Genomic DNA, 16,608 nt, shown 5'->3' on the forward strand with positions numbered 1-16,608 from the left:
ACATGCTGCACGTGTCAGGAGCCCGGCTCTACACGGACGACGACACGCCGGTACGGCTGCGGGGAGTGGGCCTCGGCGGCTGGCTGAACATGGAGAACTTCATCACCGGCTACCCCGCCAACGAGAGCTCCATGCGGCACGCCGTACGCACCGTGCTGGGCGAGGAGCGGGTGGAGCTGTTCTTCGAGCGGCTGCTGACCTCGTTCTTCACCGAGGACGACGCGGCGCTGCTGGCCGGGCTGGGCATGAACTGCGTGCGCATCCCGGTCAACTACCGGCACTGGGAGTCCGACGAGCGGCCCTTCGAGATCGACCCGCGCGGCTTCCGCCACCTCGACCGGGTGATCGGGCTGCTCGGCGCGCACGGCATCTACAGCGTCATCGACCTGCACGCCCTGCCCGGCTCCCAGAACCAGCACTGGCACTCCGACAACCCGACCCACGTGGCCGGGTTCTGGCAGCACCGGCACTTCCAGGACCGGGCGGTGCACCTGTGGGAGGTCATCGCCGACCACTACCGCGACAATCCCTGGGTGGCCGGCTACAACCCGGTCAACGAGCCGGGCGACGTCTCGGGCAAGGTGATCGGCCCGTTCTACGACCGGCTGGTGAAGGCCGTGCGGGCGGCGGACCCGCACCACATCCTGTTCCTGGACGGCAACACGTACTCCACCGATTTCTCGATATTTCGGGAGATGTACGAGAACACGGTCTTCGTTCTCCATGACTATGCCCTGGCGGGCTTCGCCCACGGAGGGCCGTACCCCGGCTACACCCGCGGCGAGTGGTGCGACAAGAACGAGCTGGAGCGCACCTTCGCCAGGCGCTCGCGGTTCCAGCGCGAGACGGGCACGCCCCTGTGGGTCGGCGAGTTCGGCCCCGTCTACACCGGTGACCCGGCCGTGGACCAGCAGCGCTACCAGATCCTCCGCGACCAGCTGGACATCTACGACGAGCACGGCGCGGGCTGGTCGCTGTGGACGTACAAGGACGTGGGGCTGCAGGGTCTGGTGCACGCCTCGGGGCCGTACCTGAGGAGGTTCGGCGGCTTCATCGCCAAGAAGCGGCGGCTCGGCGCGGACCGCTGGGGCTCCACCATGGAGGAGGCGGCGGACGTGCTCGCCCCCCTGCACGACCTGGTGGAGCACGAGTTCCCCGGCTGGGAGCCGTACCCGTGGGGCGCCCGCTACCAGACCGACGACCTGATCAGGCACATCCTCATCGCCCAGGCGCTGCTGCCCGAGTACGCCGAGCTGTTCCGCGGGCTCGGCGACGACGAGCTGACGGGTCTGGCCGACTCCTTCCTCCTCGAAAGGTGCGAACGCCGGCAGCCGCTGCTCGACCTGCTGGCGGAGAATCTGCGGCAGTGACTCCGCGCACACTGTCGCTCCCGGGACTTGCGTAGCTATGCTTCGGCTGCCCTAATTTAGGTAAGCCTTTCCTCAGCTAACGGGAGTCACGGTGCTCGCCAGTTACCTCATCGGACTGCGCGAAGGTCTCGAGGCGACACTCGTCGTCTCCGTCCTGGTCGCCTTCCTCGTCAAAAGTGACCGCAGGGACAAGCTCCCGCAGGTCTGGACGGGAGTGGGTGCGGCCGTCGCGCTGTCCGTGGGGTTCGGCGCACTGCTGACGTTCACCGCGGCGCACCTGGCGCACACCGGGCAGGAGCTGTTCGACGCGATCACCTCGCTGCTCGCCGTCGCGTTCGTCACCTGGATGATCTTCTGGATGCGGCGGGCGGCCCGCGCGCTCTCGGGCGAGCTGCGCGGCAAGCTCTCCGACGCGCTGGAGCTCGGCTCGATCGCGGTGGTCGTGATGGCCTTCCTCGCCGTCGCCCGCGAGGGCCTGGAGACCGCGATCCTGTTCTTCGCCTCCGTCCAGGGCGCGACCGCCACGCCGCAACCGCTGATCGGCATCAGCCTCGGGCTGATCACCTCGGCGCTGCTCGGCTGGGGGCTCTACCGCAGCGCCGTGCGGATCAACCTCACCAAGTTCTTCACCTGGACGGGGCTGCTGCTCATCCTCGTCGCCGCGGGCATCTTCAAGTACGGCGTGCACGACCTGCAGGAGGCCAACCTCCTGCCCGGCCTGAACACGTTCGCCTTCGACATCAGCGGCGTCATGCCCGCCACCTCCTGGTACGGCGCGCTGCTGTCCGGCATGTTCAACATCACGCCGCAGCCCAGCGTCGCCGAGGTCGTCGCCTGGGCCTGCTACCTCGTGCCCACTCTCGTCCTCTTCCTGCGACACTCCCGGGTGAAGCCCACGCCGTCGCCCGCGTCCTCCGCGGCCTGAACAGGAGCATCATGCGTACCGCCATCCACCTGTCCTTCGGCGCGCTCGCCCTCGCGACGCTGGCCGCCTGCGGCTCCGGCACCACCGACGCCTCCGCCGGGGCTCCCGCCGGGTCCGCCGCCCCCGGCAAGGTCACCGTCGCCGCGAGCGACACCGAGTGCAAGGTCGGCGCCTCCGAGGTGGTCGCCGGCACCACGACGTTCTCGATCACCAACGGCGGCAGCAAGGTGACCGAGTTCTACGTGTACGCCCCGGGCGACCGCGTCATGGCCGAGGTCGAGAACATCGTGCCGGGGCTGACCAGGGAGCTCATCGCCGAGCTGCCGGCCGGCGCGTACGAGACCGCCTGCAAGCCCGGCATGGTGGGCAAGGGCATCCGCAACGCGCTCAAGGTGACGGGCGAGCACAAGGCGCTCACCTCGGACGCCAAGCTCGCCGAGGCCGTCACCGGCTACAAGCGCTACATCAAGTCGCAGAGCGACACGTTGCTGGTCAAGACGCAGGAGTTCGTGGACGCGGTCAAGGCCGGGAAGGTTGACGAGGCCAAGGAGCTCTACCCGATCTCGCGGACGTACTGGGAGCGCATCGAGCCGGTGGCGGAGATCTTCGGCGACCTCGACCCGGCCATCGACGCCCGCGAGGCCGACCTCGCCGAGGGTGAGGAGTGGACCGGTTTCCACCGGATCGAGAAGGATCTGTGGATCAAGAAGGACGTCGGCAAGGACGGCCCGATCGCCGACAAACTGATCGCCGACATCAAGACGATCGTGCAGAAGTCGAACGCCGCCGAGCTGACCCCCCTCAACCTGGCCAACGGCGCCAAGGAACTGCTCGACGAGGTGGCCACCGGGAAGATCACCGGCGAGGAGGACATCTGGTCGCACACCGACCTGTGGGACTTCGACGCCAACCTCGAAGGCTCCAAGGCGGCCGTGCAGGCGCTCAGGCCGGTGCTGGAGGAGCGGGCGCCCGACCTGGTCAAGACGCTGGACGAGAAGTTCGCCGCGGCCGAGGCGGCGCTCGACCGGCACCAGAAGGGCGACGGCTGGCAGCTCCACGACGAGCTGTCCAAGGCCGAGCTGAAGGCGCTGTCGGACGCGATCAACGCGCTGGCCGAGCCGATCAGTAAAATCGCGCCGGTCATCGCGAAATAGCGGGAGGCGACCATGGGGTTGAGCCGCAGGGGCCTGTTCGGGCTGGGCGCGGCGGGCGCCGCCGCGGTCGGCGCCGGGGTGGTGGGCGCCAACACGCTGCTGCACGACGCCCCGGCCGCGCACGCCACCTCCACGTCCGACCCGTACCCCTTCTACGGCGAGCACCAGGCGGGCATCGTCACGCCGGCGCAGGACCGGCTGCACTTCGTGGCGTTCGACGTCATCACGGACAAGCGGGCGGAGCTGGCCGAGCTGCTGCAGGAGTGGACGGCCGCGGCGGCGCGGCTGACGCAGGGCAAGGAGGCCGGCTCGTTCGGAGCGGTGGGCGGCGCGCCCGAGGCCGCGCCCGACGACACGGGCGAGGCGCTCGGGCTGCCCGCCTCCGGGCTGACGCTGACGGTCGGGTTCGGGCCGTCGCTCTTCGACGACCGGTACGGGCTGGCGGACCGGCGCCCCGCCCCTCTCGCCGACCTGCCGAAATTTCCGGGGGAGCAGCTCGTTCGGGAGATCTCCGGCGGCGACCTCTGCGTGCAGGCGTGCGCCCACGACCCCCAGGTCGCCGTGCACGCCATCCGCAACCTCGCGAGGATCGGCTTCGGCAAGGTGTCCGTCCGCTGGTCGCAGCTCGGCTTCGGCCGCACCTCCTCCACCTCGCGCGCCCAGGCCACCCCGCGCAACCTGCTGGGCTTCAAGGACGGCACCGACAACCTCAAGCTGGAGGACGCCGACCTGCTCCGCGACCAGTTGTGGGCCTCCCCGCAGGACAGCAGCGCGTGGATGGCGGGCGGCACGTACCTGGTCACGAGGAAGATCCGCATGGAGATCGAGACCTGGGACCGCACGTCGCTCGCCGAGCAGGAGCAGATCTTCGGCCGGGACAAGGGCGAGGGCGCGCCGCTGGGCGCCAGGGCCGAGTTCGACCCGATCGACTTCGCGGCCAAGGGGCCTTCCGGGGAGCCGTACATCAAGGACGACGCCCACGTGCGGCTGGCGCACCCCAGCTCGAACGGCGACGCGCACCTGCTGCGGCGCGGCTACAACTACGTGGACGGCTCCGACGGGCTCGGCCGCCTGGACGCCGGGCTGTTCTTCATCGCCTACCAGCGGGACCCGCGCAAGCAGTTCGTACCGGTGCAGATGAGGCTGGCCAGGCACGACGCGCTCAACGAGTACATCAAGCACATCTCCAGCGGCCTGTTCGCCTGCCCGCCGGGCGTCCGGGACGCCGGCGACTACTGGGGCCGCACCCTCTTCGAGGCGTAGAGGGGGTTCAGCGGATCACGTACGGGGTCGTGCTGGACTGGCCGGCCTCGTTCGTGGCGGTGACCGAGATCCAGGGGCCCGAGGGCACGTACGGGGCCCACACCGACTCCAGCCGCGCGCCCTTCTCGTACCACGTCGGCGTGGCCGTGGCTCCGGGCGGGTCGAAGCGCAGCGTGCCGCCCCGCAGGTTGTAGCCCTCCACCAGGAGGCCGGGCCGGCCGTCCCGCTCCTTCGGGGCGGCGGCGACGATGATGGGCTCGCTCCAGCCGTTGGCGATGTCGTCGGCGAGCGAGGGCGTGTCGTAGCCCGCCCGGCAGGTGAAGAACGGGTCCCACCCGTAGGAGATGATCTTGGCGGCGTGCGTCCCGGCGGCCATGACCTGCTGGTCGATCCGGCTCTTCGAGGTGCGCCCGCGCAGCGGCAGCGGGTCCACCCGCCCGCACTCCCCCGGCGCCGGCGTCGGCTCGAAGCCCTCCACGTTCACCCAGAGCTCCACCCCGGACGGCACCCGCCGCCCCGCCGCCTCGATGTAGTCGCGGGTGGCCCCGTAGTACGCCTGCGCGTTGCTCACCGCCCCGACGACCGGCACCAGCCGCGGCGCGACCGTGGCCTGCTCCTGGTGGGGCCCGTAGAGCGGCACCTTGCCCGTGCCGCGCCCGTCCTGCACGGCGACGGCCATGGGCGCGCCGGCCCGGGTGGCGGCGATGTCGGCGAGCCCTTCAGCCGCCTGCGCGGGCGGGAATCCGCGCCCTCTCCTGGCGTCGATGTACGGGCTGACCAGGATCTTCCTGCCCGGCAGGGTGGCGGCGACGACCTCGTGCTGGGCCGCGTACAGGTCGATGATCGGGTCCTTGGCCACCCGCGACCGCATGGCCAGCTCGAACGACTGGTAGACGCCCCCGAACGCGGCGGAGGCCCCGAACCGCTCCCGGTAGTCGGCGAGGACCCGCGTGGTGAAGGCGTTCAGCGCGGGCAGGTGCGCGGTGTCGGGCTCCCACGGCTTGCCCTCCAGCTGCGGCGCGGCGGGCAGCCCCGGGAAGACCCGCATCCCGTACGCGGCCGCCTCCGCCATCAGGTTGCCGAGCCCGTCGCCGTCCGTGGCGATGAGCACGACGTCGCGCACGGGGTCCTGGCAGGAGCCGGACAGCGCGACCCGGTAGAAGATCCGGCCCCGGCTCTCGATCCGCCGGTCGACGCCGGGGCAGCGCAGCAGCCCCTTGCCGAACTCCTCGCTGGTCACGTACGTGTAGACGTGGCGCGCGCCGGGGACGTCGGCGCACGGCCGCCCGTCCACGACGCAGTCGTCGAACTCGGTGGTCACGCCCGCGCTGAACCGAGGTCCGAACGTGATGAGCGTGTCGCCCCCGATCGAGTGGATCGCCTCGACCATGCGCCGCGTCACGCAGGGATCGGCGCGCGGGATGACCCAGTAGCCGGTGACGGCGTACGGGGCGGTGACCCGCGTGTCGCGGGACTGGCACTCCCCCACGGCCTCCGAGGGGGTCGAGGAGGGCTCGGAGTCGTCCGGCACGACGAGGCTCACCACGAAGGCGACCGCCACGACCAGCCACAGGATCCGGTGCACCCACGCCCCTTCCACGCCACCCCAAGCCTACGCATCAGACCGGCATTTCGGTCTCGTCCCGTGTCGTGCACGGGCGAGTGCCACCCTCACCCCGGACAATGGACCTCGTGCGTATCGATCTCAGTGGGAAGACCGCGCTGGTCACCGGCTCGACGCAGGGCATCGGGGCGGCCATCGCCGAGGGCCTGGCGCTGGCTGGGGCCCGCGTCGGCGTCAACGGCCGCAGTGAGGGCTCCGTCGCGATGGCCATCGAGGAGATAGAGGTCGGCGACCTGGTCGCGGCGCCCGGCGACGTGACCACGGAGGAGGGCTGCCAGGCGGTGCTGGACGCGCTCCCCCAGGTGGACATCCTGGTCAACAACCTGGGCATCTTCGGGGCGGCGCCCGCGCTCGAGATCAGCGACGCCGAGTGGCGGCGCTACTTCGAGGTGAACGTGCTGAGCGCCGTCCGCCTCACCCGCGCCTGCCTGCCCGCCATGATCGAGCGCGGCTGGGGCCGGGTGCTCTCCATCGCCAGCGACTCCGCCGTGGCCATCCCGATCGAGATGATCCACTACGGCATGACGAAGACCGCGCTGCTGGCCGTCTCCCGGGGGTTCGCCAAGGAGGCGGCGGGCAGCGGGGTGACGGTCAACTCGGTGATCGCGGGGCCGACGCGCACCGGCGGGGTCGAGGAGTTCGTCTACCAGCTGGTGGACCGGGAGCTGCCGTGGGAGGAGGCGCAGCGGGAGTTCATGCGTCTGCACCGGCCGCAGTCGCTGCTGCAGCGCCTGATCGAGCCCGCGGAGATCGCGAACCTGGTCGTCTACCTCAGCTCGCCGTTCGCCTCCGCCACCACGGGCGCGGCGGTGCGGGTGGACGGCGGGTACGTGGACTCGATCATCCCCTGAGCCCCGATCTCAGTACGACTGCAGCTCGATGAGGTTGCCCTCCGGGTCGCGCACGTGCGCGGTGCGCAGGTTCGGCGCCCAGTCCGGGCGGTCCTGCGGCGGGGCGGCGACCGTGGCGCCGTGGCGGGCGAGGCAGGCGGTCGCCTCGTCCACGTCATCCACCTTCATGACCAGCATCGCCGCGTCCTGGCCGGCGCCGGGCAGGCCCTCGGTGCCGACGGCCTGAGCGATCCTGTCGCGGGCGAACAGGACGAGCCCGGCCTCGCCCCCGATGTCCCAGTTGGCGTAGCCGGGCAGGACCTTCACCGGCTCGGCGCCGAGCAACTCGCGCAGCACGGCCTGGTAGAACGCGGCGCAGGCCGGGAAGTCGCGCACCAGCAGGCGCGGGTAGAGCGCGTCCATCGGGCTCCTCCAAGTTAGTGGGTAACTACCAATGATTGGTTGCACCCTACACTTAGGTGGCATGGACCTGCCGCCGACCCTGCTCGCGACCACGACCTTCGTGCTGCACAGGGTCGGCGCCGGCAGCCGCCGCGCGCTCGGCGCCCGCCTCGCCGACGAGACGGGGCTGAGCCTCTGGGAGTTCGCCGTGCTGGCCGCGCTGGCCGACTTCGGGCCCGCCGCCCAGCGCGAGACCGGCGACCGGCTGGGGCTCGACCCGAGCGACATGGTGCGGCACATGGACCGCCTGATGGACCAGGGGCTGGCCGAGCGCGACCGCGACCCGGCCGACCGGCGGCGCTACCGGATCTCGCTGACGCCCGCGGGCCGCGACGCGCTGGACCGGGCGCTGGACCTGGTCGAGCGCGTGGAGCGGGAGACGCTGGCGCCGCTGACGGACGCCGAGCGCCGGCGGCTGCACGAATTGGTCACGAAGGTTCTCACCGGCTGACCGGGCCGAAAAAGCCGAGCTCAGCAGCCTCACGGTAAATAAACGGCGCCCCCGGGAAAAACCCAGGCGTCACACGGTTCACTGCCATACCACAAGCCCTCTTTGCACTTAGTTGCAGATCATGTTAGATGGAGGGCGAGCAGAGAGGACCGGCACAGTGACGCTGATTCTCGATGGCGTCTTCGTACGGCGACGCGGGGAGACCTGGCTCGACGACGTTCGCCTGGAATTATCCAACGGAATGACCACGCTCGTCGGTCCGATGACCGCGGGAAAGACGACGTTGATGCGGGTCGCCGCCGGATTGTCACCGCCGGATTCGGGCCGTGTCATGGTCGACGGAAAAGACGTCACCAGCATTTCGGTGCGAAAACGTTCGGTCGCCTTCGTCTATCAGCAATTCATCAATTATCCGTCGCTGACGGTCTACGAGAACATCGCCTCCCCGCTCCGGCTCGACCCCGGGTTCCGCCGGGACGGCATCGACCGGCGGGTGCGCGAGGTGGCCGAGCTCATGGGCCTCGCGGCGCTGCTCGGCCGCAGGCCCGCCGAGCTGTCGGGCGGCCAGCAGCAGCGCACCGCGATCGCCCGCGCGCTGGCCCGCCCCGTGGACGTGCTGCTGCTCGACGAGCCCCTGGCCAACCTGGACTTCAAGCTCCGCGAGCAGTTGCGCGCCGACCTGAAGGCCATGTTCGCCGACTCGTCCGGCGTGGTGCTCTACGCCACGGCCGACCCGAACGAGGCGCTGACGTTCGCCGCGCCGACCGTGGTCCTGGGCGAGGGCCGGGTCCAGCACATCGGCGACGCGGCCGAGATGTACGCCCGCCCGCCCACGCTGGCGGTCGCGGCCACGCTCAGCGACCCGCCGCTCAACCTGCTGCCCGGCGTGGTGCGCGACGGGCGCATCGAGTGCCTGGGCGCGGAGTTCCCGGCGCCCCGCGCGCACCCGTCAGGGCGTACGGTCACCCTCGGCGTGCGCCCCCACCAGGTGCGCCTCGAACGCGGCGGCCCCGGCGCGCTGGAGTGGCCGGCCGAGATCAGGCTGGCCGAGGTGACGGGCAGCGCGACGTTCCTGCACCTGCTCCTGCGCGACCAGGTCCACCTGGTCGCGCACCTGCCGGGCACTCGGCAGTTCACGCCCGGCGGGTCCGCGGTCGCGTACGTGGACCCCGCGCACGTCCTCGTGTTCGACGAGGACGGCGCGCGCCTGCCGGCCACCGGCGCCGCGGAGGTCGACCTGCATGGCTGACATCCGGCTGGAAGGCGTGGGCCACAGCTACGACGGCGGCCGCACCTGGGCGGTCAAGCCGATGACCTGGACCTGGCGCGGCTCCCGGGCGTACGCGCTGCTGGGGCCGAGCGGCTGCGGCAAGACCACACTCCTGAACATCATCTCCGGCCTGATCATCCCCACCGTGGGCCGGGTCTTCTTCGACGACCGCGACGTCACCGGCGTGCCCACCGCGGGCCGCAACATCGCTCAGGTCTTCCAGTTCCCTGTCCTGTACGAGGAGATGTCGGTCTACGACAACCTGGCCTTCCCCCTCCGTAACCGGAAATATCCGGCTAAGGAGGTCGACCAGCGGGTGCGCCAGGTCGCCCGGCTGCTCAGCCTGGAGGAGCACTTGGGCCGCCGGTCGCGCCGCCTGGACGCCGGCCGCCAGCAGATCGTCAGCCTGGGCCGCGGCCTCGTGCGCTCCCAGGTGGCGGCGGTGCTGCTGGACGAGCCGCTCACCGTGGTCGACCCGGCGCTGAAGTGGACCCTGCGCAGCAAGCTCAAGGAGATCCACCGCGACACCGGGCACACGCTCGTCTACGTCACCCACGACCAGACCGAGGCGCTGACCTTCGCCGACGAGGTCGTGGTGGTCAACGACGGGGCCATCGTGCAGGCGGGCGAGCCGGCCGAGCTGTTCCTGTCGCCGGCGCACGAGTTCGTGGGGCACTTCATCGGCTCGCCCGGCATGAACATGCTGCCCGCCGAGATCGTCGCCGGCGTCGTCCGCATCGGCCCGTCGGAGGTGGGCCTCGCCGCCGCCGACGGCGTCCACGCCGGCCGGTCCGACGTGGAAGCCGCCGATGGGCTGCCGGCCGGGCCGGTCAGGATCGGGGTGCGCCCCGAGTTCGTGGTGATCGGCGGCCCCCGCCGGTCGCCGGGCGTGGCGGCCACGGTGACCGGGACCGACCGCATGGGGGCGTACGACCTGGTCCACACCCTGGTCGGCGAGCACCCCGTGCTCGTCAAGACCGAGGCGGGCGCCCTCCACGAGCCGGGCTCCGCGGCGTTCCTGCACTTCCCGGCGGAGCGCACGTTCCTGTTCCGCGACCAGGTCAGGTGCGGCTCGCTGGCGCCGCTCGACGGAAGGAGCACGGCGTGACCGAGGTCGGGGAGGAGCCGCGGGCGGACCTGAAGCGCAGGAACAACCGGGCCTGGTGGCTGGTGCTGCCGGTGGTGGTGTCGGTGGCGTTCACGGCCGTGATTCCGCTGATGACCGTGGTCAACTTCTCCGTGCAGGACGTGTTCACCCCGAGCGACCGCATCTTCGTCGGCCTGGAGTGGTTCCGCTCGATCACGCGCGACCCGGAGGTGCGCTCGGCGTTCGTGCGCACGCTGCTGTTCTCGGCACAGGTGCTGCTGCTGGAGATCCCCCTGGGCGTGGCGCTGGCGGTGTGCATGCCGCGCCGGGGCGTGTGGGTGTCGGTGGCGCTCGTGCTCGTGGCGCTGCCGCTGCTGATCCCGTGGAACGTGGTCGGCACGATCTGGCAGATCTTCGCCCGCGGCGACATCGGCCTGGGCGGCTGGGCCGTCAACCACGTCCCGGGGGTCGACTTCAACTACACGCTGGACTCGACGGACGCCTGGATCACGGTCCTGGTCATGGACGTCTGGCACTGGACGCCGCTGGTGGCGCTGCTGGCGTACGCGGGGCTGCGCTCGATCCCCGAGCCGTACTTCCAGGCCGCGCAGATCGACGCAGCGTCCGCGTGGGCCACCTTCCGGCATATCCAGCTGCCCCGGCTGCGCGGGGTGCTGACGATCGCGATCCTGCTCAGGTTCATGGACAGCTTCATGATCTACACCGAGCCGTTCGTGGTGACGGGCGGCGGCCCGGGGAACGCGACCTCGTTCCTCAGCATCCTGCTGTCGAAGATCGCGGTCGGGCAGTTCGACCTGGGCCCGGCGGGCGCGTTCTCGCTGCTCTACTTCCTGTTCGTGCAGATCCTCTGCTACGTCTTCTTCACCGTGCTCACCAGGTCGGGGAGGTGACCCCGATGGCCAGGCACACCGGGCGGCGGCTGCCCTGGGCGCGGACGGTCTTCTGGCTCTACGCGGCGACCCTCATGGTGCCGATCCTGTGGATGTTCCTCATGTCGATCAGGCCGAACGAGGACATCCTCGGCAGTTTCTCGCTCGTCCCGCAGCGGGTGACGTTCGACAACTACGCCACTTTCTTCACCCGTTCGGCGTGGTATTCGAGCTACCTGAACTCCATTGTTTACACCTCGTTGAACGCGGTGATGTCGCTCGTGGTCGCGCTGCCGGCGGCGTACGCGTTCTCGCGGTTCCGTTTCGCCGGGGACCGGCACCTGTTCTTCTGGCTGCTGACGAACCGCATGGCGCCGCCGGCGGTGTTCCTGCTGCCGTTCTTCCAGATCTATCAGCACGTCGGTCTCTTCGACACGCACCTCGGCGTCGCGATCGCGCACATGCTGTTCAACGTGCCGCTCGCGGTGTGGATACTCGAGGGATTCATGTCGGGAATTCCCCGGGAAATAGACGAGACGGCCGCGATAGACGGTTATTCGCTGCCGCGGTTCTTCGTCCGCATCTTCCTGCCGATGATCCGGTCGGCGATCGGCGTCACGCTGTTCTTCTGCTTCATGTTCAGCTGGGTCGAGCTGCTGATCGCCAGGACCATCACCTCGGTGAACGCCAAGCCGATCGCGGCCACCATGACGCGTACGGTCAGCGCGGCCGGGGTCGACTGGGCCCTGCTGGCGGCGGCGGGCGTGCTCACCATCGTCCCCGGCGCGATCGTCATCTGGTTCGTGCGCAACTACATCGCCAAGGGCTTCACCATGGGGAGGGTCTAGGGATGTTCGAGTGGATGGTCTGGACCGTCCCCACCGCCCTGGTGTTCGCCGGGCTCGCTCTGCTGCTGGTCGCGATGGCCGTCTGGGCCCGACTGTCCCCTCCGGTGGCCAGGCGGGGCTTCCTGCGCATCGAGACCGACCGTGGCGACCGCCTCTACATCGGCCTGATCAGCGCCGCCGTCGTGCTGGCGGGCTGGATAGCAGTCACCGACCTGTCCATGTGGCTCGCGCTCGGCTGCGCGCTGCTGGTGGTGGTCGTGATCGGGATATGGGGTTAACAGAAGAGGAGCCAAGCGCATGAGGCATCGGGCAGGCAGGTCCGCGGCCGTAGGTCTGGCCGCGCTCGCTCTGGTGGCGGCCGGCTGCACGCAGGGCGCGGAGAAGCCCGCGAGCGACTTCACGGAGGCCGAAGGCAAGGCGGCCGCGCAGCGGTGGGTGTCGGAGGAGTTCACGCCGAGCACCCTGTCCAAGGACGAGCAGCTCGCGGAGATGGACTGGTTCATCAAGGCCGCGGCGCCGTACCGGGGCATGCAGATCAACGTCGTCTCCGAGACGATCACCACCCACGAGTACGAGTCCCAGACGCTGGCCAAGGCGTTCTCCGAGATCACCGGGATCAGGATCAAGCACGACCTGATCCAGGAGGGCGACGTCGTCGAGAAGCTCCAGACCCAGATCCAGGGCGACCAGAACATCTACGACGCGTACGTCAACGACTCCGACCTCATCGGCACCCACTCGCGCGGCGACTACGTCTTCCCGCTGTCCGACTACATGGCGGGCGAGGGCAAGGGCGTCACCTCGCCCACGCTCGACCTGGACGACTTCATCGGCATCAGCTTCACCACCGGCCCCGACAAGAAGATCTACCAGCTGCCCGACCAGCAGTTCGCGAACCTGTACTGGTTCCGCTACGACTGGTTCACCGACCCGGACATCAAGAAGCAGTTCAAGGCCGCGTACGGGTACGACCTCGGCGTCCCGGTCAACTGGGCGGCATATGAGGACATCGCCGACTTCTTCACCAACAAGGTCAACGGCAACGGGACCATCGACGGCAAGAAGGTCTACGGCCACATGGACTACGGCAGGAAGGACCCGTCGCTGGGCTGGCGCTTCACCGACGCCTGGCTGTCCATGGCCGGCAACGGCGACCCCGGCATCCCCAACGGCCTGCCGGTGGACGAGTGGGGCATCCGGGTCGAGAACTGCCGTCCGGTCGGCTCGTCGGTCACCCGCGGCGGCGACGTCAACGGCCCGGCCGCGGTCTACGCGCTCACCAAGTACGTGGACTGGCTGAAGAAGTACGCGCCCAGGGAGGCGGCGGGCATGAACTTCAGCGAGGCCGGCCCGGTGCCCGCCCAGGGCGACATCGCCCAGCAGGTCTTCTGGTACACCTCGTTCACGGCCGACATGACCAAGCCGGGGCTGCCGGTCGTCAACGAGGACGGCACGCCCAAGTGGCGCATCGCGCCGAGCCCGCACGGCGTCTACTGGAAGGAGGGCAACAAGCTCGGCTACCAGGACGCCGGCTCGTGGACGCTGCTCAGGAACACCCCGAAGGAGCGCAGGGCCGCCGCGTGGCTGTACGCGCAGTTCGTCACGTCGAAGACGGTGTCGCTGAAGAAGTCGATCAAGGGGCTGACGTTCATCCGCGACTCCGACATCAGGAGCGACTACTTCTCCGAGAACTCCAAGAAGTACGGCGGGCTCATCGAGTTCTACGCCTCGCCGGCCCGCAAGCAGTGGACGCCGACCGGGACGAACGTGCCGGACTACCCCCGGCTCGCCCAGCTGTGGTGGCAGAACGTGGCCACCGCGGTGACCGGCGAGACGACGCCCCAGCAGTCGATGGACAACCTCGCCAAGCAGCAGGACGAGATCCTGGCCCGGCTGGAGCGGCGCGGCTACGGCGGCAACTGCGCGCCGAAGCTGAACCCGGAGCGTCCCGCCCAGTACTGGTTCGACCAGCCGGGCGCGCCCGCGCCGAAGCTGGCCGACGAGCGCGGCAAGCCCGAGACGCTCGACTACGACCGGCTCGTCGCCACGTGGAAGTCGGGCAACTGACCTGACAGCGGAGGGCCGCCTCCCGGGCGGCCCTCCCTCCTGATCGCCCGCTCCTGGTCGCCCGCTCCTAATCGCGCAGCCGCGCGGCCAGCCAGTCGAAGGCGTGTTCCTGCATGGGCACGTCGAAGCTGTGCGGCACCTCCGCGAACACCGCCTCGTAAGCCCCCGGCGCCTCGCGGTACCGCTCCCCGATCACGGCGTGCGCCCGGCGCATCCCGGCCTCGGGGAACAGCTCGTCGCGCATGGCGTACTGCACCATGAGCGGCTCGGGGGCGCGCGCGGCCACCAGGTCGGGCCAGTCACCGAGGCGCGGCAGCCCGGGCGGGTAGAGCATCCAGGTGTGCTTCTCGACGTGCCCGCCGAGCATGTCGCGGTAGGACGACACCATCGCCGCCACGACGACGGCCCGCATCTCGGGGTCGAAGGCGCCCAGCAGCGCCGCCCGCAGGCCGCCGCCCGAGAGGCCGGCGCATCCGACCGGTCCGACGTCCGGGCGGGAGCGCAGGTAGGCCGCCGCCGCGAGGTCCTCCCCCGCGACCACGCCGGCGAAGGACGTGCCGAGCACGGCGCAGTGCTTGGCCACCACGTGCTCGTGGTCCCTGGCGGCGGCGTCGTAGGCGGCGGGTTCGTCGACGCCGAGCGGGAAGCGGCGGCTGCCCCACACGAACACGTCGTGGGCCAGCACCGCGAAGCCCCGGCGGGCCAGCGCGTTGACGAACGCGCGCCCGCCGTAGATCCGCTCGCGGAGGTCGCGAACCTCGGGCGACGGGGGCTCGGGGCCGTCGGCGATCTTCTCCTTGCCGGCCCACTTCATCCCGGCGTGGCAGTGCAGCGCCACCACCCCGGGCAGCGGCCCGTCCGCGTCCCTGGGCCGCAGGAGATAGGCGCGCGTACGCGGCCCGAACCCCACCGACCAGGACAGCTCCTCCCCCGCGAGGTCGCCGTCCGTCCAGGAACGCTCGACCCGCACGTCGCGGGCGGACAGGTCGAGCACCCCGATGGCGGTACGCGCGGCGGAGCGCAGCTCGGGGCCCGGGAGCGCCGGAGCCGCCCCGAACTGCGCCGCGGTGACGCCGGCCAGCTCAGCGAACACGCGTGCCGTCGTCCGCGAGGCGCACGGGCTCTCCGGTCGCGGCCGAGACGTTGGCCGCGTGGCCGGTCAGCACGCTGCGGATGCCGTCGCGGTAGCCGGCCTGCCGCTTCAGCGGGTCGTCGCCGGGGCCGCGGAACACGTCGTTCAGCAGCAGGCGGTCGCCGCCGCCGTGCCCGCCGGCGCCCGCCTCGATCGGCACCTCCTCCGGCTCGCTCCAGTGGCGGTGCAGCACGAGCCGCTCCGAGGAGCCGGCCTGGTGCTCCTTGCTGGCGGCGCTGGGGTCGACGGCCGCGTGCGGCGGGGTCCACGCCCGCTCGATCACCTCCAGCTCCAGCCGCCCGGCGGTGCCGTTGAACGCCACCCGGTAGCCCTCGAAGGGCGCGTAGGCGTTGAGCGTGTAGGTCATCACGGAGCCGTTGACGTAGCGGACCATCACCGACATGGTGTCGTCGATGGTGATCCCGTCGCCGAAGACGTCCTGGTCGCGGATGTAGCCGTCCTCGTGCTCGGCGTCGAGGTAGAGGCGCTTGAGCCGGGCGTCCTTGGAGATGTCCAGGATGAACGGGTCCGTGCCGAGCCCTGGGGCGCCCTGACCCCGCTCGGGGCGGCCGGTCACGCCGCGCTCGCGGGCGTTCTCCGAGCCGTAGAAGCGCAGGTCGGCCTGGGCGAAGACGGTCTCGGGAGCGCTGGCCAGCCACCAGTTGGCCAGGTCGAAGTGGTGGGTGGACTTGTGGACCAGCAGCCCGCCCGAGTTGGTCCGCTGCCGGTGCCAGCGGCGGAAGTAGTCGGCGCCGTGGATGGTGTCGAGCGCCCACTCGAAGTGCACGGACGTCACCCTGCCGATCGCGCCCTCCTGGAGGATGCGGCGCACGGCCGAGTTGCGCGGCGAGTAGCGGTAGTTGAACGTGACGATCAGCTTGCCGGTGGAGCGCTCGGCCGCCTCCGCGATGGCCGCGCAGCCGTCGGCGTCGACGGTGAGCGGCTTCTCCACGATGACGTCGCGCCCCGCGTCGAGCGCCGCGCACACGTATCGCGCGTGCGTGGCGTCGACGGTGGTGACGATGACCGCGTCGGCGAGCTCGAGCACCTTGTCGAACTCATCGGGGGCGAAGCGCGGCACCTCGTGACCGATCCGCTCGGCGTAGTAGTCCATGCGGGTCCGGTTCGTGTCGCACAGGGCGACGATGGTGCCGGCGTCGCGCCAATCTCCGAGCAGCGCGTCGACGTACATCTGCGCGCGGTGCCCGAGCCCGACGAACGCGTACTTCATGTCT

16 protein-coding genes are annotated in these 16,608 nt (G+C 70.5%); 12 read left to right on the forward strand and 4 right to left on the reverse strand.

Going from position 1 to position 16,608, the window contains the following annotated elements:
- The first annotated feature begins 2 nt into the window (after positions 1-2).
- The 4 genes from FH608_RS02030 (at position 3) to efeB (ending at position 4,712) form a co-directional block, all read left to right on the forward strand.
- Entirely contained in the window at positions 3-1,370 is a 1,368-nt protein-coding gene (locus FH608_RS02030; protein WP_139628045.1) for a glycoside hydrolase family 5 protein, read from the forward strand.
- Positions 1,371-1,461: 91 nt separating this feature from the next.
- A complete protein-coding gene (gene efeU, locus FH608_RS02035) occupies positions 1,462-2,295 on the forward strand; it encodes an iron uptake transporter permease EfeU (protein WP_139628046.1) in 834 nt (277 codons plus the stop codon).
- An 11-nt stretch (positions 2,296-2,306) separates the two neighbouring features.
- Positions 2,307-3,449, forward strand: a complete 1,143-nt coding sequence (efeO, locus tag FH608_RS02040) for an iron uptake system protein EfeO (RefSeq protein WP_139628047.1) — start codon at positions 2,307-2,309, stop codon at positions 3,447-3,449.
- Positions 3,450-3,461: 12 nt separating this feature from the next.
- Entirely contained in the window at positions 3,462-4,712 is a 1,251-nt protein-coding gene (efeB, locus tag FH608_RS02045; RefSeq protein ID WP_139628048.1) for an iron uptake transporter deferrochelatase/peroxidase subunit, read from the forward strand.
- 7 nt (positions 4,713-4,719) lie between these two features.
- Here efeB and FH608_RS02050 read toward each other — a convergent pair whose 3' ends face one another.
- A complete protein-coding gene (locus FH608_RS02050) occupies positions 4,720-6,297 on the reverse strand; it encodes a DUF4434 domain-containing protein (protein ID WP_139628049.1) in 1,578 nt (525 codons plus the stop codon).
- Between the two features lie 107 nt (positions 6,298-6,404).
- On the opposite strand from FH608_RS02050, the gene FH608_RS02055 reads away from it, so the two are divergent.
- The gene (locus tag FH608_RS02055; protein WP_139628050.1) at positions 6,405-7,187 is read left to right on the forward strand and encodes an SDR family NAD(P)-dependent oxidoreductase; all 783 of its coding nucleotides are present in this window, start codon (positions 6,405-6,407) and stop codon (positions 7,185-7,187) included.
- Positions 7,188-7,196: 9 nt separating this feature from the next.
- On the opposite strand, the gene FH608_RS02060 is transcribed toward FH608_RS02055, so the two are convergent.
- Positions 7,197-7,589: a VOC family protein gene (locus FH608_RS02060; protein WP_139628051.1), complete on the reverse strand. Its 393-nt coding sequence runs from the start codon at positions 7,587-7,589 to the stop codon at positions 7,197-7,199.
- A gap of 61 nt (positions 7,590-7,650) precedes the next feature.
- Between FH608_RS02060 and FH608_RS02065 the strand changes: the two genes are divergently transcribed.
- The 7 genes from FH608_RS02065 to FH608_RS02095 all read left to right on the forward strand — a co-directional run bounded on the left by FH608_RS02065 (position 7,651) and on the right by FH608_RS02095 (position 14,241).
- On the forward strand, positions 7,651-8,079 hold the full coding sequence (locus tag FH608_RS02065; RefSeq protein ID WP_139628052.1) for a MarR family winged helix-turn-helix transcriptional regulator: 429 nt from the start codon (positions 7,651-7,653) through the stop codon (positions 8,077-8,079).
- Positions 8,080-8,200: 121 nt separating this feature from the next.
- Complete coding sequence (locus FH608_RS02070; RefSeq protein WP_139628053.1) at positions 8,201-9,328, forward strand: ABC transporter ATP-binding protein; 1,128 nt, start codon at positions 8,201-8,203, stop codon at positions 9,326-9,328.
- Positions 9,321-10,457, forward strand: a complete 1,137-nt coding sequence (locus FH608_RS02075) for an ABC transporter ATP-binding protein (protein WP_139628054.1) — start codon at positions 9,321-9,323, stop codon at positions 10,455-10,457. Before FH608_RS02070 ends, FH608_RS02075 begins: the two co-directional genes overlap by 8 nt.
- Positions 10,454-11,347 carry a carbohydrate ABC transporter permease gene (locus FH608_RS02080; protein WP_226898869.1) on the forward strand — a complete coding sequence of 298 codons (894 nt, stop codon included), beginning with the start codon at positions 10,454-10,456 and terminating at the stop codon, positions 11,345-11,347. The genes FH608_RS02075 and FH608_RS02080 overlap by 4 nt, the downstream gene beginning before the upstream one ends.
- A gap of 5 nt (positions 11,348-11,352) precedes the next feature.
- Positions 11,353-12,174: a carbohydrate ABC transporter permease gene (locus FH608_RS02085; RefSeq protein WP_139628055.1), complete on the forward strand. Its 822-nt coding sequence runs from the start codon at positions 11,353-11,355 to the stop codon at positions 12,172-12,174.
- A 2-nt stretch (positions 12,175-12,176) separates the two neighbouring features.
- Positions 12,177-12,452 carry a DUF2160 domain-containing protein gene (locus FH608_RS02090; protein ID WP_139628056.1) on the forward strand — a complete coding sequence of 92 codons (276 nt, stop codon included), beginning with the start codon at positions 12,177-12,179 and terminating at the stop codon, positions 12,450-12,452.
- A 19-nt stretch (positions 12,453-12,471) separates the two neighbouring features.
- Positions 12,472-14,241: an ABC transporter substrate-binding protein gene (locus tag FH608_RS02095; protein WP_139628057.1), complete on the forward strand. Its 1,770-nt coding sequence runs from the start codon at positions 12,472-12,474 to the stop codon at positions 14,239-14,241.
- Positions 14,242-14,308: 67 nt separating this feature from the next.
- Here the strand turns inward: FH608_RS02095 and FH608_RS02100 are convergent, their stop codons facing one another.
- A complete protein-coding gene (locus FH608_RS02100) occupies positions 14,309-15,334 on the reverse strand; it encodes a dienelactone hydrolase family protein (protein WP_139628058.1) in 1,026 nt (341 codons plus the stop codon).
- A complete protein-coding gene (locus FH608_RS02105; protein WP_139628059.1) occupies positions 15,324-16,604 on the reverse strand; it encodes a Gfo/Idh/MocA family protein in 1,281 nt (426 codons plus the stop codon). The genes FH608_RS02100 and FH608_RS02105 overlap by 11 nt, the downstream gene beginning before the upstream one ends.
- Positions 16,605-16,608: the final 4 nt, after the last annotated feature.

The sequence above is a fragment of the Nonomuraea phyllanthi genome (assembly GCF_006334985.2).
Classification (GTDB): domain Bacteria; phylum Actinomycetota; class Actinomycetes; order Streptosporangiales; family Streptosporangiaceae; genus Nonomuraea; species Nonomuraea phyllanthi.

Coding starts and splice junctions, on each gene's coding strand:
- FH608_RS02105 (WP_139628059.1), bottom strand. CDS start 16,604: ATGAAGTACGCGTTCGTCGGGCTCGGGCACCGCGCGCAGATGTACGTC.
- FH608_RS02085 (WP_139628055.1), top strand. CDS start 11,353: ATGGCCAGGCACACCGGGCGGCGGCTGCCCTGGGCGCGGACGGTCTTC.
- FH608_RS02090 (WP_139628056.1), top strand. CDS start 12,177: ATGTTCGAGTGGATGGTCTGGACCGTCCCCACCGCCCTGGTGTTCGCC.
- FH608_RS02095 (WP_139628057.1), top strand. CDS start 12,472: ATGAGGCATCGGGCAGGCAGGTCCGCGGCCGTAGGTCTGGCCGCGCTC.
- FH608_RS02030 (WP_139628045.1), top strand. CDS start 3: ATGCTGCACGTGTCAGGAGCCCGGCTCTACACGGACGACGACACGCCG.
- FH608_RS02075 (WP_139628054.1), top strand. CDS start 9,321: ATGGCTGACATCCGGCTGGAAGGCGTGGGCCACAGCTACGACGGCGGC.
- efeO (WP_139628047.1), top strand. CDS start 2,307: ATGCGTACCGCCATCCACCTGTCCTTCGGCGCGCTCGCCCTCGCGACG.
- FH608_RS02065 (WP_139628052.1), top strand. CDS start 7,651: ATGGACCTGCCGCCGACCCTGCTCGCGACCACGACCTTCGTGCTGCAC.
- efeB (WP_139628048.1), top strand. CDS start 3,462: ATGGGGTTGAGCCGCAGGGGCCTGTTCGGGCTGGGCGCGGCGGGCGCC.
- FH608_RS02070 (WP_139628053.1), top strand. CDS start 8,201: ATGTTAGATGGAGGGCGAGCAGAGAGGACCGGCACAGTGACGCTGATT.
- FH608_RS02060 (WP_139628051.1), bottom strand. CDS start 7,589: ATGGACGCGCTCTACCCGCGCCTGCTGGTGCGCGACTTCCCGGCCTGC.